At 46.8% G+C, this 19,277-nt stretch carries 21 protein-coding genes; 15 read left to right on the forward strand and 6 right to left on the reverse strand.

The genetic code is table 11. The features are described from left to right. Positions 1 to 21: 21 nt before the first annotated feature. From DF182_RS06265 to DF182_RS06285, 5 genes are all read left to right on the forward strand, one after another. On the forward strand, positions 22 to 822 hold the full coding sequence (locus tag DF182_RS06265) for a ParA family protein (protein ID WP_113614803.1): 801 nt from the start codon (positions 22 to 24) through the stop codon (positions 820 to 822). Next, a complete protein-coding gene (locus DF182_RS06270) occupies positions 819 to 1,739 on the forward strand; it encodes a ParB/RepB/Spo0J family partition protein (protein WP_113614804.1) in 921 nt (306 codons plus the stop codon). The genes DF182_RS06265 and DF182_RS06270 overlap by 4 nt, the downstream gene beginning before the upstream one ends. Then, positions 1,729 to 2,436, forward strand: a complete 708-nt coding sequence (locus tag DF182_RS06275) for a DUF5683 domain-containing protein (protein WP_147243360.1) — start codon at positions 1,729 to 1,731, stop codon at positions 2,434 to 2,436. Before DF182_RS06270 ends, DF182_RS06275 begins: the two co-directional genes overlap by 11 nt. Positions 2,437 to 2,475: 39 nt before the next feature. Next, positions 2,476 to 3,192 (forward strand): 4-hydroxy-tetrahydrodipicolinate reductase, encoded by a 717-nt coding sequence (gene dapB / locus DF182_RS06280; protein ID WP_113614806.1) that lies wholly within the window; start codon positions 2,476 to 2,478, stop codon positions 3,190 to 3,192. Between the two features lie 159 nt (positions 3,193 to 3,351). Beyond that, positions 3,352 to 3,771, forward strand: a complete 420-nt coding sequence (locus DF182_RS06285; RefSeq protein WP_113614807.1) for an RrF2 family transcriptional regulator — start codon at positions 3,352 to 3,354, stop codon at positions 3,769 to 3,771. A gap of 90 nt (positions 3,772 to 3,861) precedes the next feature. On the opposite strand, the gene DF182_RS06290 is transcribed toward DF182_RS06285, so the two are convergent. Then, positions 3,862 to 4,185, reverse strand: coding sequence for a MerR family transcriptional regulator (locus DF182_RS06290; RefSeq protein WP_113614808.1), 324 nt, complete (start codon positions 4,183 to 4,185; stop codon positions 3,862 to 3,864). A gap of 94 nt (positions 4,186 to 4,279) precedes the next feature. Here DF182_RS06290 and DF182_RS06295 point away from each other — a divergent pair, with 94 nt between their 5' ends. The 4 genes from DF182_RS06295 to DF182_RS06315 all read left to right on the forward strand — a co-directional run bounded on the left by DF182_RS06295 (position 4,280) and on the right by DF182_RS06315 (position 8,109). Beyond that, the gene (locus DF182_RS06295; RefSeq protein ID WP_113614809.1) at positions 4,280 to 4,873 is read left to right on the forward strand and encodes an isochorismatase family cysteine hydrolase; all 594 of its coding nucleotides are present in this window, start codon (positions 4,280 to 4,282) and stop codon (positions 4,871 to 4,873) included. Positions 4,874 to 5,200: 327 nt separating this feature from the next. Beyond that, positions 5,201 to 5,884 (forward strand): phosphoadenylyl-sulfate reductase, encoded by a 684-nt coding sequence (locus DF182_RS06305; RefSeq protein ID WP_113616789.1) that lies wholly within the window; start codon positions 5,201 to 5,203, stop codon positions 5,882 to 5,884. Between the two features lie 36 nt (positions 5,885 to 5,920). After that, entirely contained in the window at positions 5,921 to 6,829 is a 909-nt protein-coding gene (cysD, locus tag DF182_RS06310) for a sulfate adenylyltransferase subunit CysD (RefSeq protein ID WP_113614811.1), read from the forward strand. A 32-nt stretch (positions 6,830 to 6,861) separates the two neighbouring features. Beyond that, positions 6,862 to 8,109, forward strand: coding sequence for a sulfate adenylyltransferase subunit 1 (locus tag DF182_RS06315; RefSeq protein WP_211327063.1), 1,248 nt, complete (start codon positions 6,862 to 6,864; stop codon positions 8,107 to 8,109). A 233-nt stretch (positions 8,110 to 8,342) separates the two neighbouring features. Here the strand turns inward: DF182_RS06315 and DF182_RS06320 are convergent, their stop codons facing one another. Then, complete coding sequence (locus DF182_RS06320; protein ID WP_113614813.1) at positions 8,343 to 9,281, reverse strand: NAD-dependent epimerase/dehydratase family protein; 939 nt, start codon at positions 9,279 to 9,281, stop codon at positions 8,343 to 8,345. Positions 9,282 to 9,531: 250 nt separating this feature from the next. Here DF182_RS06320 and kdsA point away from each other — a divergent pair, with 250 nt between their 5' ends. Further along, positions 9,532 to 10,353, forward strand: coding sequence for a 3-deoxy-8-phosphooctulonate synthase (gene kdsA, locus DF182_RS06325; RefSeq protein ID WP_113614814.1), 822 nt, complete (start codon positions 9,532 to 9,534; stop codon positions 10,351 to 10,353). A 72-nt stretch (positions 10,354 to 10,425) separates the two neighbouring features. Then, a complete protein-coding gene (locus DF182_RS06330; RefSeq protein ID WP_113614815.1) occupies positions 10,426 to 10,833 on the forward strand; it encodes a hypothetical protein in 408 nt (135 codons plus the stop codon). Positions 10,834 to 11,012: 179 nt separating this feature from the next. Here the strand turns inward: DF182_RS06330 and DF182_RS06335 are convergent, their stop codons facing one another. Beyond that, positions 11,013 to 11,234 (reverse strand): PspC domain-containing protein, encoded by a 222-nt coding sequence (locus DF182_RS06335; RefSeq protein WP_113614816.1) that lies wholly within the window; start codon positions 11,232 to 11,234, stop codon positions 11,013 to 11,015. Positions 11,235 to 11,538: 304 nt separating this feature from the next. On the opposite strand from DF182_RS06335, the gene DF182_RS06340 reads away from it, so the two are divergent. The 3 genes from DF182_RS06340 (at position 11,539) to DF182_RS06350 (ending at position 15,119) form a co-directional block, all read left to right on the forward strand. After that, complete coding sequence (locus DF182_RS06340) at positions 11,539 to 13,809, forward strand: aconitate hydratase (protein WP_113614817.1); 2,271 nt, start codon at positions 11,539 to 11,541, stop codon at positions 13,807 to 13,809. A 90-nt stretch (positions 13,810 to 13,899) separates the two neighbouring features. Next, complete coding sequence (locus DF182_RS06345) at positions 13,900 to 14,523, forward strand: HD domain-containing protein (RefSeq protein ID WP_147243361.1); 624 nt, start codon at positions 13,900 to 13,902, stop codon at positions 14,521 to 14,523. A gap of 14 nt (positions 14,524 to 14,537) precedes the next feature. Continuing rightward, positions 14,538 to 15,119 carry an LOG family protein gene (locus DF182_RS06350; RefSeq protein ID WP_113614819.1) on the forward strand — a complete coding sequence of 194 codons (582 nt, stop codon included), beginning with the start codon at positions 14,538 to 14,540 and terminating at the stop codon, positions 15,117 to 15,119. Positions 15,120 to 15,178: 59 nt separating this feature from the next. Here the strand turns inward: DF182_RS06350 and DF182_RS06355 are convergent, their stop codons facing one another. The 3 genes from DF182_RS06355 to DF182_RS06365 all read right to left on the reverse strand — a co-directional run bounded on the left by DF182_RS06355 (position 15,179) and on the right by DF182_RS06365 (position 18,315). Then, entirely contained in the window at positions 15,179 to 16,573 is a 1,395-nt protein-coding gene (locus DF182_RS06355) for an outer membrane protein assembly factor BamB family protein (protein ID WP_161964074.1), read from the reverse strand. A gap of 162 nt (positions 16,574 to 16,735) precedes the next feature. Then, entirely contained in the window at positions 16,736 to 17,803 is a 1,068-nt protein-coding gene (locus DF182_RS06360) for a DUF4421 domain-containing protein (RefSeq protein WP_113614821.1), read from the reverse strand. Positions 17,804 to 17,844: 41 nt separating this feature from the next. Continuing rightward, positions 17,845 to 18,315 (reverse strand): metallophosphoesterase family protein, encoded by a 471-nt coding sequence (locus DF182_RS06365; protein WP_262511073.1) that lies wholly within the window; start codon positions 18,313 to 18,315, stop codon positions 17,845 to 17,847. Between the two features lie 62 nt (positions 18,316 to 18,377). On the opposite strand from DF182_RS06365, the gene purU reads away from it, so the two are divergent. Further along, a complete protein-coding gene (gene purU, locus DF182_RS06370) occupies positions 18,378 to 19,244 on the forward strand; it encodes a formyltetrahydrofolate deformylase (protein WP_113614823.1) in 867 nt (288 codons plus the stop codon). Positions 19,245 to 19,277: the final 33 nt, after the last annotated feature.

A 19,277-nucleotide genomic window follows, 5' to 3' on the forward strand; every position in this document is an offset into this window, starting at 1 on the left:
CTTTGAATTTTAAATTACACAATGGCTAGAGTAATCGCAATCGCTAATCAGAAAGGTGGGGTGGGAAAAACAACCAGTGCAATCAACCTGGCAAGCAGCCTGGCTGTACTGGAATACAAAACATTGCTGGTAGATGCCGATCCCCAGGCTAACAGTACCACAGGACTGGGTTTTGACCTGCGCAATGTGCAGCAGAGCCTGTACGACTGTATGGTAAACGATGTTCAGGCCAAAGATGTGATACTGGAATCTGATACACCTAACCTCAAGGTACTGCCTTCCCATATCGATCTGGTAGGTGCAGAACTGGAACTGATCAATCACCCTAACCGTGAGCGGGTGATGAAACAGGTGGTGGAGTCTGTAAAAGATGATTACGATTTTGTGATCGTGGACTGTTCCCCTTCATTGGGACTGATCACTGTGAATGCCCTGGTGGCTTCCAACGCGGTGATCATTCCTGTTCAATGTGAATTTTTTGCACTGGAAGGTCTGGGCAAACTGCTCAATACCATCAAGATCGTTCAGAGCAGACTGAATACAGACCTGGAAATTGAAGGTATTCTGATGACCATGTATGATGGTCGTTTGCGCCTCAGCAACCAGGTGGTGGACGAAGTGAAACAACACTTCGAGGAGAGTGTGTTTAACACTATCATCCATCGTAATACCAAACTGGGAGAGGCTCCCAGCTTCGGTAAATCCGTTATTATGTATGATGCAGCCAGTACCGGTGCTATCAATTACCTGAACCTGGCCAAGGAAATACTGCAGAAACATAACTACACGAAAATTAAATCCAAAGACAAAATCTTAAGATGAGCAATCCAAGTAAGAAAGAGGCGTTGGGTAAAGGCATCCGCTCTCTGCTCCAGAACATAGATACTGACCTTAAGCATACTGCCACCACATTGGGCGATAAAGCAGTAGCTGCAGTTACCGGTATTGAACGTATTCCGCTGGAACAGATTGTGACCAACCCTAAGCAACCGCGCCGTGACTTTGATGAGGTTGCCCTGCAGGAACTGAGCCAGTCTATCAAACTGCATGATATCATTCAGCCTATTACCGTTGCCAAAATCAACAATAAAAAATATCAGCTGATCGCTGGTGAAAGGCGTTTACGGGCCAGTAAAATGGCGGAACTGAAAGATATCCCGGCATATGTACGTCAGGCTAACGACCAGGAGCTGCTGGAACTGGCGCTGCTGGAGAACCTGCAACGGGAAAACCTGAACGCCATAGAGGTTGGATTGAGCTACAAACGGTTGATGGAAGAATGTACCCTCACACAGGAACAGGTAGCCGACCGTATGGGCAAGGAACGAAGCACCGTCACCAACTATATACGTCTGCTCAAACTGCCGCCTGATATCCAGGTAGCGGTAAGGAACGGCCAACTTAGCATGGGCCATGCCCGCGTACTGACTGGTGTGGAGAACGTGGAAAACCAGCTGTTCCTCTACAACGAGATCCTGCAAAATGGTCTGTCTGTAAGACAAACAGAAGAACTGGCCCGCAGATTAAACCAGGCTGACAAAGGCAATCAGCAGAAAGCTGTCAAAGTTAAGTTACCGCCAGCCTACCAGAAAATACAGGATAATCTCAGTTCCCACTTCTCAACAAAAGTGAAACTGGACAGAGGTAAGAACGGCAAAGGAAGCATCATGATTGAATTCTATTCGGACGAAGAACTGGATAGCATTCTGGAAAAAATAGATATATACGGTGGCAATTAAGGCTGGAAAATCATTCCATTTATTTCGTTGCAATTTCCTGATATTGATGTCGCTGCTGGTAGTAGCCACATCTGCACGGGCGCAGAACGTTACCCGTCCTGCTGCCAGGGCCGCTGATACAGTGGCCCGTCCTCATGTTGACACTACTGGTGATGTCACCATTGTGTCGAAGGATACCGTGCGTACTTCGCATATGGAACTGCGTCCCCCGCATAGTCCACGTAAGGCAGCGCTATATTCTGCTATCCTGCCGGGTCTGGGGCAGGCTTACAACCGTGAATACTGGAAAATGCCGCTGGTATATGCCGCTATTGGCACCTGTACCTACTTCTTTGTATTTAACCTGGACAAATACCATCTCTACCGCGATGCCTACCGGCTGAAGGTAGACGGTAATCCTGACACCAATATTTCCGATCCATTCCTGGCCGCCAGGTCTGAACAATACCTGAAGGCCTACCGCGACTACTACCGTCAGAATATTGACTATTCCGTACTGTTCTTTGTACTGGCCTATGGCCTCAATATCGCTGATGCTACCGTGTTTGCGCACCTACGCAACTGGGACATGAATGACGAGCTGAGCATGCGGATATCCCCTGCACTGATCAACAACCGTGCACTGGGTATCAGTGTTAATATTTCAATCGGCGGCAGTAAAAAGGCTAAAAAGAATACCTGGCTTGCCGGTCGGTAGTTCATCTCTCCATCTATCAAAAAATAACAACCAAGGGGCATGAAAATAGCACTTATAGGATATGGTAAAATGGGCAAAGCCATTGATGCCATTGCCACCGCCAAAGGTCATGAGGTTATACTCAGAGTAGATCACGACAGCCAGCACCTGCTGGAAAAGGAACACCTGAGTCAGGCAGATGTGGCCATTGAATTCACGACACCTGAAACAGCCTTTCATAACATCCAGAAATGTTTCGAAGCCAATGTACCCGTTGTTTGCGGCACTACCGGCTGGCTCGATAAACTGCCTGAGATAGAAGCCCTGTGTGCAAAAGGCCAGCATGCCTTTTTACATGCTACCAACTTCAGCATCGGCGTAAACATTTTCTTTGAAGTGAACAAAAAACTGGCTGCCCTCATGGCATCCCAGCCTCAATACGATGTATGGATGGAAGAAATCCACCATACCCAGAAAAAAGACGCACCCAGTGGTACTGCCCTTACACTGGCAGAACAACTGATGTCTTCCGTAACCCGGAAAACCGCATGGATAAACGAAGAAAGCCATCAGGCTGATACGCTGTCCATCATCTCCAAAAGGATAGATCCTGCTCCTGGTACACATACCATCACCTATACTTCGCCTATCGACGATATCACCATTACGCATACCGCCCATTCCCGGGAAGGATTTGCCGCTGGTGCTGTGGTAGCTGCAGAATGGCTGAAAGGCAAAACAGGGGTATTTACCATGCGGGATGTGCTGAATCTGTAGACATCACACAATTAATTGAAAATCAGTTAATAAAAATTCCTGTTCCACGACACCCTGGCTGCTGAAATTTGAAACTGAAAAGAAGAGCTTATATTTGTTGTGTCAAATATGTTCATTGCAACACCGATAGAGTCATCCCAGGGATGCAAATAAGTCAGTATGTTATCTAAGAAAACACAATACGCATTTCACGCACTCATTCATCTGGCAGAAAACATTGATAAAGGACCTATCCTGATCTCCGAAATTGCACAGGAGAAAAACATATCCATCAAGTTCCTGGAGAATATCCTGTTGGAATTGAAGAATGCCGGTATTCTGGGCAGTAAAAAAGGAAAAGGCGGCGGATATTATCTGATGAAGCCTCCTAAAGAGATTGCGCTGGCCAAAATTATCCGTTTGCTGGATGGGCCTATCGCCCTGCTGCCCTGCGTGAGCCTCAACTACTATGAGCGCTGTGAGAACTGTCGTGATGAAGCTGTATGTGGCCTCCACGAAGTGATGAGCAAGGTAAGGGACGCCACCCTGAAGCTGTTGGAAACAAAAACACTGAAAGACATTCTTACCCGCAACGTATAAACGGCGCTTGCGGTGAAAACTATCAGGCCGGCTGGTATATCCAGCCGGCTTTTTTTGCGTATGCCCTACCGGAAACATTGAGGATATTCATTAATCCTCCTTCTTTGTTAGCTTTTTCAATGTCTCTTCAATCAGCTCCATTCGTTTTTTTACTTTTTCTGCCGCTGCATCAAGGGTATAACCATCATCCATCAACTCTTTAATGAGCAACATTTTTTTAATGTTTTTATAATCATATCTCCTGTTCTTTCCTTCCTCTTCTGTCAGACTTGAAATAATAGCTTTGTCTTCCCAATAACGAATTTGTCGTGTAGGGATGCCTGTTATTTGTGACACCTCCCCAATGCCAACAACTAGTTTTTCCAAAAAATCGAAGTCAAACGACAGATCCGGATTCGTATTTGATTTACTCATTTTGTAAATTATTTACAATAATTGTAACAAATATAGATTTTTTCACCTTACTTTGCAATTGTAAATTATTTACAATAATTGAAAATAATATAAAATGAAAGCACTGATTTTAATTGAATGCCAGAATGAATGGCTCGCCCCTAATGGTAAACTGCAAAGATTGATTGAAGACAGAGATATGTTTGACGAGTCGGTGGGTAACATTATTCAGGTATTGCAGCATGCAAGGCAAATAAAAATGCCCGTAGCCCATGTGGGACTCCGGTTTCAGGAAGGTTATCCTGAATTAGCCCATGGCAAAAGTGGCTTAAACAAAGCAATACCTGAATTCGGAACATTCCAGTTGAATGAATTTGGCTCCCGGTTCTATGAACCTTTTCGACCTATAGAAGGTGAATTTGTGGTTACCGGGCGTACCGGCGCAAGTGGCTTTGCCGGCTCCAACCTGGATATCTGGCTGCGAAATAATAAAATTGAGGATATTTATTTAACCGGATATGCAACCCATGTATGTGTTGAAAGCACATTACGAGAGGCCCATGATAAAGGCTACAACCCAATTTTGTTGCAGGATGCGACTTCAGCCTTCAATCGTATGCAACAAAATTATGTTGTAAACGAAATCGTGCATCATTTCGGACAGCACCTGTCAACCCAGGAATTTTTAAGTGTAAGTCTTTCGCGATGAATGGCTGAGAGGCCATTGGACACTTCGTATAAGCATGGCATTATACAAATTATCCTCCGATATGCTGAAGGCTTAACTAGGCAGATGCCCTGTAAGGCTTTTGAAGCCCAGGGTATCTGCCTTGTTCCCAACCAAACCCGGATAGATACGAGCAATATCCCCGCAGTACCGGTTCTCCTGAAACTCTCTCCTATAGCGCCTTCCCGCAAAACCCACAATTTTTTGACACAATAGTCTATCTTTTTTATAGGTTTTATGTATTTTTGTGCATGGCGTCACTGAAAAGTGATGCGCTGGCACAAGGCATTTATCTTTAAGGAAGATTACATGACAGACATTACCACTGCACTGGCCAACAAGCCCGTGGAAGAAGCCATACAGTATCTGCTGGAGCAGTATCCGGGCGCTGTGGCGTTTTCCACTTCCTTTGGCCAGGAAGACCAGGTCATCGCCGATATTATCTGGCGTCACCATTTACCCGTCAGGGTATTCACACTGGACACAGGCCGCCTGTTCCAGGAGACCTACGACGTGATGGACCTTACCCTTTCCCGTTATAAACAGCCGGTTGAAGTGTACTACCCCGACACGGCAGCCGTGGAAAAGCTGGTTTCCGAAAAAGGCCCCAACAGCTTTTACGAATCGGTGGAAAACCGCAAACAGTGCTGTGGCATCCGTAAAGTAGTGCCCCTCAACAGGGCGCTGGAAGGTGTGAAAGTATGGATCACCGGTTTACGTGCCGAACAGTCCGAAAACCGCCACGATATGCAGACGCTGGAATGGGATGCACAACGGCACCTTTATAAGTACAATCCGCTTATCCACTGGGGATATGATGAAGTGCTGGATTACCTCACCAAACACAACGTCCCCTATAATAAACTGCACGACAAAGGCTTCGTCAGCATCGGTTGTGCACCCTGTACACGCGCCATCGAGCCGGGAGAACATCCGCGCGCCGGCCGGTGGTGGTGGGAAACGTCGCATAAGGAATGCGGCCTGCACGGATAAACAAACAGCCTTTGCAATTTTAAATCATTGTCATCCATGACTAACAAAATAAATTGGGAATTTCCACAGGCGCTGGAAGATGAAGCCATATACATATTAAGGGAAACAGCCGCCCAGTTCGAGAAACCCGTACTGCTCTTTTCCGGTGGTAAGGACTCTATTACCCTGGTGAGACTGGCCCAGAAAGCATTTTATCCAGGGAAAGTACCTTTTGCCCTCTTACACGTGGACACCGGCCACAACTTCCCGGAAACAATCCAGTTCCGCGACTGGCTGGTCAACAGCCTGGGCCTCGATCTGATTGTCCGCAATGTGCAGGACAGCATAGACCAGGGCAAAGTACAGGAAGAAACCGGTAAATACGCCAGCCGTAACGCACTGCAAACCGTTACCCTCCTCGATGCCATCGAAGAAGGTAAATTCGATGCCTGCATCGGAGGCGCCCGCCGTGATGAAGAAAAGGCCCGCGCCAAAGAAAGAATATTCTCCGTACGCGATGAATTTGGCCAGTGGAACGCCAAAATGCAACGCCCCGAGCTGTTTGATATGCTCAACGGAAAAATCAATATCGGCGAAAACGTACGTGTATTCCCTATCTCCAACTGGACCGAACTGGACGTATGGAACTACATCCGCCGCGAAAAGCTGGAAATACCTTCTATCTACTTCGCCCACGAAAGAGAGATCATCGAGCGCGACGGACTCTACTGGCCTTATTCGCCTTATCTCAATACCACCGATGACGAAGTACCTTACCGCCAGAAAGTACGCTTCCGCACCGTAGGGGACATGACCTGTACCGCTGCCGTTATCTCCGAAGCAGATAAGCTGGAAGATATCATCGCCGAAATCATGGAAGCTAAAATCTCCGAACGCGGCGCCCGTATCGACGACAAACGCTCAGAAGCCGCCATGGAAAAGAGAAAGCAGGCAGGCTATTTTTAACATTTACTTTTTACAGCATAAAGCTTAATAATATGGAGGTTTTACGTATAGCCACTTCCGGTAGTGTGGATGATGGTAAAAGTACATTGATCGGCCGTCTTTTATACGACACCAACTCTATCCCCCAGGATAAAATGGAAGCACTCCATGCGGCCAGCAAACGCAAGGGACTTGACTTCACCGATCTGTCACTGCTGACAGACGGCCTCGTAGCTGAAAGAGAACAAGGCATCACCATCGACGTGGCGCATATCTACTTCTCCACCCCTACCCGTAAATATATCATCGCAGATACCCCCGGCCACATCGAATACACCCGTAACATGGTGACCGGCGCGTCTAACGCACAGGTATCCCTGATACTCATAGATGCCCGCAAAGGCATTGTAGAACAGACACACCGTCACTTCTTCATCGCCAGCCTGCTACGCATCCCCTACCTGGTAGTATGTGTCAATAAAATGGACCTGGTAGATTACAGTCAAGCCCGCTTCAACCAGATTGTAGAAGACTTCCAGCAGTTGCTCGACAACTCCGCCTTCAAAGACCAGGAAGTGAAGTTTATTCCCATCTCTTCCCTGCATGGCGAAAATGTGGCTTCCCATACCGGTGCTATCAACTGGTACGAAGGCCCTGCCCTGCTGGAATACCTGGAACAGGTTTCCTTCGACCATCAGGACAGCCGCCATCCGGCCCGTTTCCCGATCCAGAGTGTGATCCGCCCAAAAACAGCCGCCCACCACGACTTCCGTGGCTTTGCCGGTAAAGTGACCAGCGGTCATTTTAGTGTAGGCGATGAAATCATCTCCCTGCCCTCCGGTCAGAAAAGCAAGATCAAAACCATCGAGCAGTTCGAAAAACAACTGAATACCGCGCATGCACGCGAAAGCGTTGTCATCACGCTCGAAGACGAAATTGACAGCAGCCGTGGCAATATGCTCGTAAAAACAGACAACGTTGCCGAGCAACGGAAAGAAATATCCGCCTACATCTGCTGGATGGACCAGCAAAAACTCACTGCAGGCAAAACATACCTGCTGCAACACGGTATAAACCGCGTGAAAGCTAAAGTACAGCAGCTTCACTTCGTCACCGATGTTACCAGCTACCAGGAAGTGACCGATAAAAAAGAAATGGGATTAAACGATATCGGAAAAATCACGCTTAAAACTGCGGCCCCCATCTTTGCAGACCTTTATCAGGAAAACCCTGCCAATGGCGCGTTTATACTGATAGATGAGTTTAATAATACTACCGTCGCTGTCGGAACGGTGATTTAGTATGATGCTTTTGATTCTCCTGATGAGCGGAGATTGACAGATGATGTTAAGGGAGAATAACAAAATATAGAGAAAACAAAGGCCCGTTGAGAAATCAACGGGCCTTTATTTATTAATACTCAAATCAAACATGCTGGCTTCAACAAAGCGTCAGCAAAATTCGTCATTATTATTGTTGCTAAGAATCAGGAGCATCAGTACAATCACATGCATCACAGTTCACATGCATCAAGTTATATGTTCTGGAGCATGTCGGCGGTCATCTTCGCCAGGTCATACTCGTGTTTCCAGCCCCAGTCAGCGCGTGCGCGGCTGTCATCCATGCTGTTGGGCCAGCCGTCGGCGATTTGCTGACGATAGTCTGGTTCATAGCTGATGGTGAAGTCAGGTATATGTTTTTTGATTTCTGCTGCGATCTCTTTAGGAGAGAAGCTCATGCCGGAGAGATTGTAGGCAGAACGAACTGTTATTTTGGAGGCATCGGCTTCCATGAGTTCGATGGTGGCGCGGATAGCGTCGGGCATGTACATCATGGGCAGATAAGTATCTTCAGACAGGAAGCTGGTGTATTCCTGGCGCTCCTTGGCTTCGTGGAAGATTTCCACTGCGTAGTCGGTAGTACCGCCGCCTGGAGCAGATTTGTAGCTAATCAGGCCTGGGTAGCGGAGGCTTCTTACATCCACACCATAGCGGTGGTTGTAGTATTCGCACCAGCGTTCACCGGCAAATTTGCTGATACCGTAAATGGTGGTAGGCTCGATGATAGTGTGCTGAGGTGTTTCCATCATCGGGGAGTTAGGACCGAACACCGCAATGGAGCTAGGCCAGTATACTTTATCAATATTTTCCTCTTTGGCGATATCGAGTACGTTGAGCAGACTTTGCATATTGATATGCCATGCCAGCAGCGGATTTTTTTCACCGGTAGCAGACAGGATGGCTGCCAGCAGGTAGATCTGGGTGATATTGTGCCGGATCACGAGTACGTGCAGCATTTCCTTGTTCATCACGTCCAGCGACACATAAGGCCCTGTTCCTTTCAGCAGCTCATGTTCTTCCCGGAGATCTGATGCCAGTACGTTGGCATCTCCATACATTTTCCTTAACGCCAGGGTCAGCTCCACGCCTATTTGTCCGCAGGCACCAATAACCAGGATCTTATCTTTCTTCATACACGAAAATTGTAAGCTATAATTTGAGAGCGTAATATTAACAGGTTCGGCGGTATTTCCGCACTGCCTGATCATTCGCATGACAATGCCATAACAATAAAAACAACCATGAGAGAACTTTCCAATGGCGGATTACAAAAGTATGACAATTTTAACTTTTCATATTACAGGAACGGGGCTTGACGGCTCCCTGTTAATACAGGGAAAGACTATCTTTGCATTTCGATTAGTGACCCAATAGTTATAAATTATGAAGCATTTAAAATCATTGTTCAAAGAACAGTACAATCCGGAGAATTTCTTCCTGATTGCAGGCCCTTGTGTAATTGAAGAAGAAGAGTTGCTGATGACCGTAGCAGAGAAGGTTTCCGGTATCTGCAAACGGCTTGCTATACCTTATGTTTTTAAGGCCTCTTACCGCAAGGCCAACCGTACCAGTGTACACTCTTTTACGGGCATTGGCGATGTGGAAGGGCTGGAGCTGTTGCATAAAATAGGTAAAACCTTTAATGTGCCGGTAACCTCCGACATTCACTCTGCAGCCGAAGCCGCTATGGCAGCTGCTTACGTAGATGTGTTACAGATACCTGCCTTCCTGTGCCGTCAGACAGACATCCTGCTGGCAGCTGCAGAAACAGGTAAAGTAGTGAACGTAAAAAAGGGCCAGTTCCTCAGCGGCGAATCCATGAAGTTTGCTGTTGAAAAAATTAAGGGCGCCGGCAACGAACATATTATGCTCACCGAAAGGGGTACTACCTTCGGTTATCAGGACCTGGTGGTAGACTACCGCAATATCCCGGTGATGAAACATTTCGGTCATCCGGTGGTGATGGACTGCACGCACTCGCTGCAGCAGCCTAACCAGACCAGCGGTGTTACCGGCGGCAACCCGCAGATGATCAGCACTATTGCCAAAGCAGCTATTGCTACCGGAGCGGATGGTCTGTTTATCGAAACCCACCCGGACCCGGCCAATGCTAAATCTGATGGCGCCAACATGCTGCGTCTCGACCTGCTCGAAGAGCTGCTGGAGAAACTGGTAGAACTCAGAAAAGTGGCGGTTAAATTGTAATAACGGTCAACTGTATCCTTGTTGTTTTGGATTGATTTATGTAAATTCATACAACACCAAAAACAACTCGCTATGATCAGTTTACACCATTTAAAAACCGGAGATTCGGTGATTACCAATTATGGAGGTGTAGAGAAACCGGGGAAGATTCTGCAGGTAGATCATGAGGACAAAAAAGTGCTTGTTGCCACTGATAACAACACAAATGAGTTCTGGTACGATCTGGACAACCTGTACTCCATCCCGTTGGACGAAGCCACGTTACTGAAACTGCAATTCCATCTGGACAATTCACAGTCCGGTGGTGGTACAAGCAAGGTGTACGTCAGAGGCCCGTTCTCTGTGCGTATGTTTGAACCAGGCAACAAACCGCTGATGCAGCTGCATTACCGGGATGAAACCAGGAACCTGAATGCGCCCATTACACTGAATGAGTTGCAGAACCATTATCATGGAATGACTAATTTCCACCTGGAATAACATCCGGGCAAAATATAGATAAAGAGGAAATTTCCGGTTGATCCCGGAGATTTCCTCTTTGTTTTTTAGTCGTTTCAAAGATGGGAATACGCTTCCTTATGTCATCGCGCAGGCATATCTCCCCCATCTCCCTGCAAAAACAGGAAAAGGGGCTTTACAGTATTATGCTGGTACAGATGTTATAAGTAGCGTAGTGGATTTCTTCTTGCGTTCTGGATATAGTTTTTCATATTTACCCAGAAAGCGAGGATCATATAAACGATGAGTGGGGACCCCATCGCGAGGAAGGTGGCATAAATGAAAAAGATGCGGATCCGGGAAGTGGCAACACCGAGTTTATCCCCGATAGCCGCACATACACCGAAGGCCTTCCATTCCAAAAAGTCTTTTATCCGGTTCATATTCCAAATGTATCAAATTCCGGGCGGAAAAACAAGGACGACAGACAACGGTTTTAGCTGCTGTATTTTAACAGGGTGGCTGGTTACAGACAGGAGGAGCCGGGCAATACTTACAGCGGCTCAAAATTTAATATAATAATTTTTAACAATTCTTTTAAAGGTGTGGCCCAATCCGCCTGATGTATTTCTCCTGTTGGAAGCGGGGTAAAAATCTATCTATATCTTTACTAATTAATTTAAAAACTTGTTGTTTTTAGTTAATTTTGCGTGCAATTTTTAACCGCTCTTAAATTATTTTTTTCCCATGGTGTTTGATATTGACATGATTAAAAAAGTGTATGCGGCACTACCGGGTAAGGTGGAAGCGACCCGTAATATGTTAGGCCGCCCGCTCACACTTGCCGAAAAGATTTTATACGCGCACCTGTACGCACCAACTACTACGCCTTATGAAAGAGGCAAATCCTACGTTGAATTTGCGCCGGACCGTGTAGCCATGCAGGATGCCACCGCGCAGATGGCGTTGCTTCAGTTTATGACCTGCGGTCGTGATAAAGTTGCGGTTCCTTCCACAGTACACTGTGATCACCTTATACAAGCCAAAGTGGGCGCCACAGAAGATCTGGCGATTGCTATTGACACTAATAAAGAAGTTTACGATTTTCTTTCTTCCATTTCCGACAAATACGGTATTGGTTTCTGGAAACCAGGTGCTGGTATCATTCACCAGGTAGTGCTGGAAAACTATGCTTTTCCGGGTGGTATGATGATCGGTACAGACTCCCACACCCCTAACGCTGGTGGTCTGGGTATGGTGGCTATCGGTGTAGGTGGTGCTGACGCGGTAGACGTGATGGCAGGCCTTCCCTGGGAGCTGAAAATGCCGAAACTGATCGGTGTGAAACTGACTGGTAAAATGAGCGGATGGACTTCTGCCAAAGATGTTATCCTGAAAGTGGCTGGTATCCTGACTGTAAAAGGTGGTACTGGTGCTATCGTGGAATACTTCGGTGAAGGTGCTGACAGCCTGAGCGCTACCGGTAAAGGTACTATCTGTAACATGGGTGCTGAAATCGGTGCTACCTGCTCCGTTTTCGCTTACGACAGCAAAATGGCTGACTACCTGAAAGGTACCAGCAGAGCTGAAGTTGCAGCCCTGGCTGACACAGTAAAAGAACACCTGCGTCCGGATGCTGAAGTATATGCAGACCCTGCTAAATACTACGATCAGCTGATCGAAATCAACCTCGACGAACTGGAGCCTCATGTAAACGGTCCGTTCACTCCGGATCTGGCATGGCCTATCTCCAAATTTGCACAAGCGATCAAAGAAAACAACTGGCCTGAAAAACTGGAAGTTGCCCTGATCGGTTCCTGCACCAACTCTTCCTACGAAGATATCTCCCGTTCTGCGTCCCTGGCCAAACAAGCCATCGACAAACAACTGGATATGAAATCCGAATTCACCATCACACCAGGTTCTGAACTGGTACGTTATACCATCGAAAGAGACGGTCTCCTGGCTACTTTCGATAAAGTAGGTGGTGTAGTGCTGGCAAACGCCTGCGGACCCTGCATCGGCCAATGGGCCCGTCATATCGACGATCCTAACCGTAAAAACTCCATCATCACTTCCTTCAACCGTAACTTCGCGAAGAGAAATGATGGTCTGGCTTCTACCCACGCTTTTGTAGCTTCTCCTGAGATCGTAACAGCACTGGCTATTGCAGGTGACCTCACCTTCAACCCGCTGACCGACAAGCTGAAAAACAAAAACGGCGAAGAAGTAATGCTGGACGAACCTACCGGTTTTGAACTGCCTACCAAAGGTTTCGCAGTAGAAGACGCGGGTTACCAGGCTCCTGCTGAAGATGGTAAGGGTGTACAGGTAATCGTATCCCCTACTTCCGATCGTCTGCAACTGCTGGAACCATTTGCTGCATGGGAAGGTACTGACCTGAAAGGGCTGAAACTCCTCATCAAAGCAAAAGGTAAATGTACTACTGACCACATCTCCATGGCCGGCCCATGGCTGAAATACCGCGGTCACCTGGACAACATCTCCAACAACATGCTGATCGGCGCTGTAAACGCATTCAACGACAAAACTGACACCGTTAAAAATGCTCTGACCAGCGAATACGGTGCTGTTCCTGCCACTATGCGTGCTTACAAAGCTGCCGGTTTCGGTGCTGTAGTAGTAGGTGACGAAAACTACGGTGAAGGCTCCAGCCGCGAACACGCTGCTATGGAACCCCGCCACCTCGGCGTTCGTGCTATCCTGGTGAAATCTTTCGCCCGTATCCACGAAACCAACCTGAAAAAACAAGGTATGCTGGGTCTGACTTTCGCTAATAAAGAAGATTACGAAAAGATCCAGGAAGATGATACTATCGATATCACCGGCCTGACTACCTTCGCTCCAGGCAAACCGCTCGCTGTGGTACTGCACCACAAAGACGGCAGCTCTGAAGAGTTCTCTGTAAACCACACTTACAACGAACAACAGATCGAGTGGTTTAAAGCCGGCGGCGCCCTGAACGTAATCCGTGCAGAAGCAGCCAAAAAAGCATAATTCAGCCCCTGGTTGAACATATATGTGGAAAACGGGCAGATCATTCTGCCCGTTTTTCTTTTTAAATTACCTCCGGAAAAAAATTATCAGATGTCTGCATCTTTTATTAGTGAAACCTGGGCACAGCTGAACCGCGATGTTGACCCGCTCCTTGTTCAGCAGGCCTTTAATGATATCACTGCCGCCTACTCCGGTACCGCGCGGCATTACCATAATCTGCAGCATATCGCTCAACTGCTGACACTGCATCAGCAATATGCACAACAGTTACAGGACCCTGAAACCATCCTCTTTGCCATTTTTTTCCATGATATCGTGTATGATGTTTTAAAATCAGATAACGAAGAAAAAAGCGCTGATGCTGCGATGGAATATCTGCAACGCATACACTATCCATCGGAAAAAACAACGGCTGTAAAGGAGTTTATTGTGGCCACCAAAACGCATGTCAACAACCAGTCAAACGCAGACCTGGATTATTTCCTGGACTTTGACCTGCAGATACTGGGCACTGCACCGGATGCCTATCTGGCATATACCCGGCAGATACGCCAGGAATACAGTATTTATCCCGACCTGGTATATCATCCGGGTAGAAAAAAAGTATTGCATCATTTTCTGGAGATGCCTGTTATCTTCCGCACCCCTGCCTTTCAGCAACAATATGAAACAGCGGCACGGCAGAACATACAGACAGAACTGGACTCATTATAACGGAACAAGCTTATATGAAAAACATTGTAGTCTTTTGTGGTTCCAGCGCCGGCCATGATCCGGTGTTTATGGAACAGGCGTTACAACTGGGCGAAGCCCTCGCCAAACGTGATATAGGGCTGGTATATGGCGGCGCCAAAGTAGGACTGATGGGCGCCGTAGCCGATGGCGCTCTCCGTGCAGGCGGTAGCGTTATCGGTGTGCTGCCTCATTTCCTGCAGCAGAAAGAGCTGGCCCATACCGGTCTTACTGAACTGATCCTGGTAGATACCATGCACGAACGCAAAACCAGAATGAATGAGCTGGCTGACGGGATTATTGCACTTCCCGGCGGCTTCGGCACCATGGAGGAATTGTTTGAGATGCTTACCTGGGGACAACTGGGACTTCATCAGAAGCCTATTGGCATGCTCAACGTAAACGGATTTTATGATGCGTTGCATCAGCTGTCGCAAACCATGACAGACAAGGGTTTCCTGTCTGCCTCCAATCGTGATATACTGCTCTATAGTGATAAAATAGATGATCTGCTGACACAGATGGAACAATACAAGCCGGTGGAAAAACCGAAGTGGATAATGCCTGAGCAGAGCTGATTGATCAGAAGAGATATCCAAACATTTGTTCTCACGAACAAATGTTTGGATATAATTTATTATAACCCTACAGAGATCTTCACTTTGTCTTCCGCTTTCCTGCCCACGGCCGGATAAGAGACGAGCAACTCCTCAATGGGATATTTCCATTTTTCATCACCGGTTATTGCATCCAATGCATATAAATAACGGGTACCTCCACCTCCTACATATACCGTGTGATCCGCAACCGCTGCGCCCGCTCCGTTAGGCAGAATATACTTCCGCCATAATACATTTCCATTCGCAGCATTAACAGCGTAAAAATAACCATCGTCTGCAGACACATAGATAATGTTATTATTTAAACGCAAACGCCCTGAGAAGCCCAGGTTTTTCAGTGATTCCCAGTTTAATTTTCCGGTATTTTCATCAATTGCGTAAAGGCTTCCAGGGATACCACCTCGTATGGGCAAGGAATACCAACCCGCTGTATAAATCGTTCCGTTGCTTACTGCTACTTCTGCCTTCTCCATAGAAATACCGGTATAATATTTCCATTTATTGCTGCCTGTGGATGCATCAACTGCATGCAGATATCCATTTCTGTCTCCAACGAATACCACCCCATTTGAAAGCCGGGGAGAAGATGAACCAATGACCCCGCCTGTCGGATACCTCCAAACAACGCTTGCAGTGGCAGTATCTACGGCATAAACATACCCATCACTACTACCGAAAATGACTGTACGTCCATAATTGACAGGCTGCGTACTCACATTCGCACCTGTTTTAAACCGCCATTTTTCGGAGGTAGTCCCGAGGTCAAACGCATACAAATAGCTATCATTACAGCCGACATACAAAGTATTGCCATAAATCATCGGAGGACCTTCGATACCACCAGCTCCCAGAGTGAACTTCCATAAAATGGAACCGGTATTGGAATTATGTGCGTATAAGTTAGTATTAGCGCCTGCACTTCCGGCGTACAAAACATTATTGTGCAATAGTGGATTGGAATAACCGTAATCCCCCCGCTCCGTGCCTTGCCACAAGAGTTTTCCGTCTTTGGTATCCAAAGCCATTATGCTCCTCCCTCCAATATAAAGGACTTTCCTTCTGACAATTTTCACAACATATTCTTTCTTGCTGCCGTTTTGTGCAGTCACAATATATTTAACCGGATTGTCGAACTCCTGACTAATACCACTGGCCGGCTGAATACTGGTTCCCTTAAATGTAATCACAGGTGTTATTGCAGAGAGGGAAAGGTTACCCGGTATGCTGAATAAAAAGGTATCCCCTTTTATCTCAGCAGAAATACGGGCAGGATCAATGTCTTTTAAACTGATGGTTGTAATCAGCTTTGCTGAATCAAGCTTTTCTTCAGGAGCATCGGTTTGTTTACTGCAGGCAAACAAACAAATACATGCTGCAAGTACAGGGGGGTAACAGGTTATTATTTTTTTCATCTGCATAAGATAAAAAAAATAGCACCACGCTTTTTTCCCAAAGATATACCGCTAAGGTCAGCGTGATAAAATCAACTATGACTTACCCCTTTTCACATTTCATAAATGTGATATTATTTATTATTTGAATTCACCTAAACTATCTTGTATCGTAATAAGTATTTATCCTGCAGTTTTTGCAAGCGTATTATTTCTCCACAACGGTTTTTTTAAGCTAAAACGCCGCACCAGACTCACTCTAAGGTTGCCATTACCAAAAGCCTGATAGGTATCTGGTACCGGCAGACGGCTGCGGGTAGTCATTCCCACATAATGTATCCCTGCAAAATAACGGCTGGAATTATACCCCAGTGAGGCACGCACTGTGCTACTGAACAGCAGTCCCACGCTATGGCTCACATCACCACTTTCGTAATGCAGACTTGTTTTAGCAGCTCCCAGTCCTGTAGTGACTGATAGTGAGAGGAAAAAATGTTTTTTGAATACAAATGTGTGGGCATACCCTACATTCGCCGCAAACGTGGCCACCAGTGTTTTGTAATAATGTTCGTTCCGCAGAAAAGTCGTATCGTTAAGATTGATAGGTATTAATGAAGAATCTCCCTGTATCTTGGCCAGATAAAACTCTCCCCCGACGATAAACGAACCGGCGCTTTTTTTCTGGTATTCATTCTGCAGATTCGGCGCCCGGTAAGAAAAACGTTTATCATTGAAGATATACTGTACGTTCATTCCCAGGCCAAGGTTTTTGATATCAGGCCGTTGTGGGTAAGGGTTCTGGAGAGAGTATTCTTTTTCAAAAATTTTCTCCGGGTTGGAAATATAAAAGCCCTTGTATTTCTGACCATAGAAATCCACCACCAGCTTGCGCAGATAGATATGCGACTGCAGGTCGATGAATCTGGTATTACCGTATTTATCATTCCGGCGGTTCACAAAAGGAAAATTAAAACCCAGGTTGATACCGATAAAGCGATAGTTGAAACCCACTCCGATATTAGACGGCGTATTGGGACGATAAAGGATGTCTTTTTTCAGTTTTTTGTCCATGATATCGTAACGGGTATACTTGCGGGAGCCGTACAGGCGGAACGTGAGATCTTCCGTATGTTCTTCGATGTAGGCTGTATCGTTGTCGGTATGCAGCCATTTCAGGAGTTTTCCCTGAGCTTTGGCTCCGGCTATGCAGCCGCATACGATCAGCAGTATCAATAAAGTGCGCTTGGCCATAGTGTTTCTTTGCAGTTGCAGCTGCCTGCTGCAGAAGTTTATCAGGGAAGTTCGATGACTTCCAGTTGTTCTATCCGTCCCTGGTCTAGGCGGAACCGGAGTAATGTTTTTACTTTATGCCAGCCTTGCTGTCCACAGGCGCCCGGGTTCATATGCAACAATTGCAGTGCCGGGTCGGGCATTACTTTAAGGATATGGGAATGTCCGCAGATAAAGAGTTTGGGCGGATTTTTTTTCAGCTCTTCCCGGATACCCGGGGCATACTTTCCCGGATAACCACCGATATGGGTCATTAGCACCTCCACACCTTCCACATTGAAGCGGAGTGTTTCAGGGTAACGGATACGGATATCTGCCCCATCTATATTGCCATAAACGGCCCTGAAAGGCTTAAAAGCCTCCAGCTGGTCTGCCAGCTCTACATTACCAATATCGCCGGCATGCCAGATTTCATCTACTTCTTCAAAATATTTAAATATTTGCGGATGCAGATAGCTGTGCGTATCCGACATTAACCCGATTTTTTTCACAGAAATCCTTTAGCGCTTTATATTAATTTTTTTATTTTAGGCTTATGCAAAAGCCCTCTGACCCTACTATCGCCTGTCTGTTAATCTGCTGTCCTGACCGACCAGGTATTGTGGCCGGCGTATCTATGTTTTTCTTCCAACTCGGTGCAAATATACTCGATGCAAGCCAACACAGCACAGATCCACGAGAAGGATTGTTTTTTATGCGGATGGAGATACAGCTGGAAGTGCCGGATAGGGCACAACTGGAGCACTCTTTCCAGCAACAGGTGGCCACCCCGCTGGCGATGGAATGGCATATCCACTACAGCGATCAGCGTAAACGGATGGCTATCATGGTATCCTCCTACGATCATTGCCTGATGGAACTGCTATGGCGCTGGCGAAGCGGAGAACTGGCCGTTGACATCCCACTGGTGATCTCCAACCATACCCGACTGGAAAAGGAATGCAGCACCCTCAACATCCCGTTTCACTATCTGCCTGTAAACGCTGAAAACAAAACAGCCCAGGAACAGGCCACTATCCGCCTGCTGCAGGAACACCAGGTAGACTTTACTGTGCTGGCCCGCTATATGCAGATCCTGTCGCCCCATTTTGTAGGGTTATATCCGCAACGTATCATCAACATACACCACTCCTTTCTCCCGGCTTTTGCGGGTGCACGGCCTTACCTCAACGCCTATACGCGTGGTGTAAAACTAATCGGAGCTACCGCCCACTACGTGACCAACGAGCTGGATGAAGGCCCCATTATAGAACAGGACGTGGCCCGCGTTAGTCATAAACATTCCGTGGATGATCTTGTCATGCTTGGCCGGGATATAGAACGCCAGGTGCTTTCCAGAGCTATTAAGGCCCATATCGAAAACAGGGTTATTGTACATGGGAATAAGACCATCATCTTCTAACTGTGATACATGTGATGCCGCTGATTCTCCTGA

Origin of the sequence: Chitinophaga flava, assembly GCF_003308995.1 — a bacterium.
GTDB lineage: Bacteria > Bacteroidota > Bacteroidia > Chitinophagales > Chitinophagaceae > Chitinophaga > Chitinophaga flava.

Coding starts and splice junctions, on each gene's coding strand:
- DF182_RS06320 (WP_113614813.1), bottom strand. CDS start 9,281: ATGAAGAAAGATAAGATCCTGGTTATTGGTGCCTGCGGACAAATAGGC.
- DF182_RS06285 (WP_113614807.1), top strand. CDS start 3,352: ATGTTATCTAAGAAAACACAATACGCATTTCACGCACTCATTCATCTG.
- cysD (WP_113614811.1), top strand. CDS start 5,921: ATGACTAACAAAATAAATTGGGAATTTCCACAGGCGCTGGAAGATGAA.
- DF182_RS06350 (WP_113614819.1), top strand. CDS start 14,538: ATGAAAAACATTGTAGTCTTTTGTGGTTCCAGCGCCGGCCATGATCCG.
- DF182_RS06355 (WP_161964074.1), bottom strand. CDS start 16,573: ATGAAAAAAATAATAACCTGTTACCCCCCTGTACTTGCAGCATGTATT.
- DF182_RS06335 (WP_113614816.1), bottom strand. CDS start 11,234: ATGAACCGGATAAAAGACTTTTTGGAATGGAAGGCCTTCGGTGTATGT.
- kdsA (WP_113614814.1), top strand. CDS start 9,532: ATGAAGCATTTAAAATCATTGTTCAAAGAACAGTACAATCCGGAGAAT.
- DF182_RS06330 (WP_113614815.1), top strand. CDS start 10,426: ATGATCAGTTTACACCATTTAAAAACCGGAGATTCGGTGATTACCAAT.
- DF182_RS06365 (WP_262511073.1), bottom strand. CDS start 18,315: ATGTCGGATACGCACAGCTATCTGCATCCGCAAATATTTAAATATTTT.
- dapB (WP_113614806.1), top strand. CDS start 2,476: ATGAAAATAGCACTTATAGGATATGGTAAAATGGGCAAAGCCATTGAT.
- DF182_RS06305 (WP_113616789.1), top strand. CDS start 5,201: ATGACAGACATTACCACTGCACTGGCCAACAAGCCCGTGGAAGAAGCC.
- DF182_RS06360 (WP_113614821.1), bottom strand. CDS start 17,803: ATGGCCAAGCGCACTTTATTGATACTGCTGATCGTATGCGGCTGCATA.
- DF182_RS06315 (WP_211327063.1), top strand. CDS start 6,862: ATGGAGGTTTTACGTATAGCCACTTCCGGTAGTGTGGATGATGGTAAA.
- DF182_RS06345 (WP_147243361.1), top strand. CDS start 13,900: ATGTCTGCATCTTTTATTAGTGAAACCTGGGCACAGCTGAACCGCGAT.
- DF182_RS06265 (WP_113614803.1), top strand. CDS start 22: ATGGCTAGAGTAATCGCAATCGCTAATCAGAAAGGTGGGGTGGGAAAA.
- purU (WP_113614823.1), top strand. CDS start 18,378: ATGCAAAAGCCCTCTGACCCTACTATCGCCTGTCTGTTAATCTGCTGT.
- DF182_RS06290 (WP_113614808.1), bottom strand. CDS start 4,185: ATGAGTAAATCAAATACGAATCCGGATCTGTCGTTTGACTTCGATTTT.
- DF182_RS06270 (WP_113614804.1), top strand. CDS start 819: ATGAGCAATCCAAGTAAGAAAGAGGCGTTGGGTAAAGGCATCCGCTCT.
- DF182_RS06295 (WP_113614809.1), top strand. CDS start 4,280: ATGAAAGCACTGATTTTAATTGAATGCCAGAATGAATGGCTCGCCCCT.
- DF182_RS06340 (WP_113614817.1), top strand. CDS start 11,539: ATGGTGTTTGATATTGACATGATTAAAAAAGTGTATGCGGCACTACCG.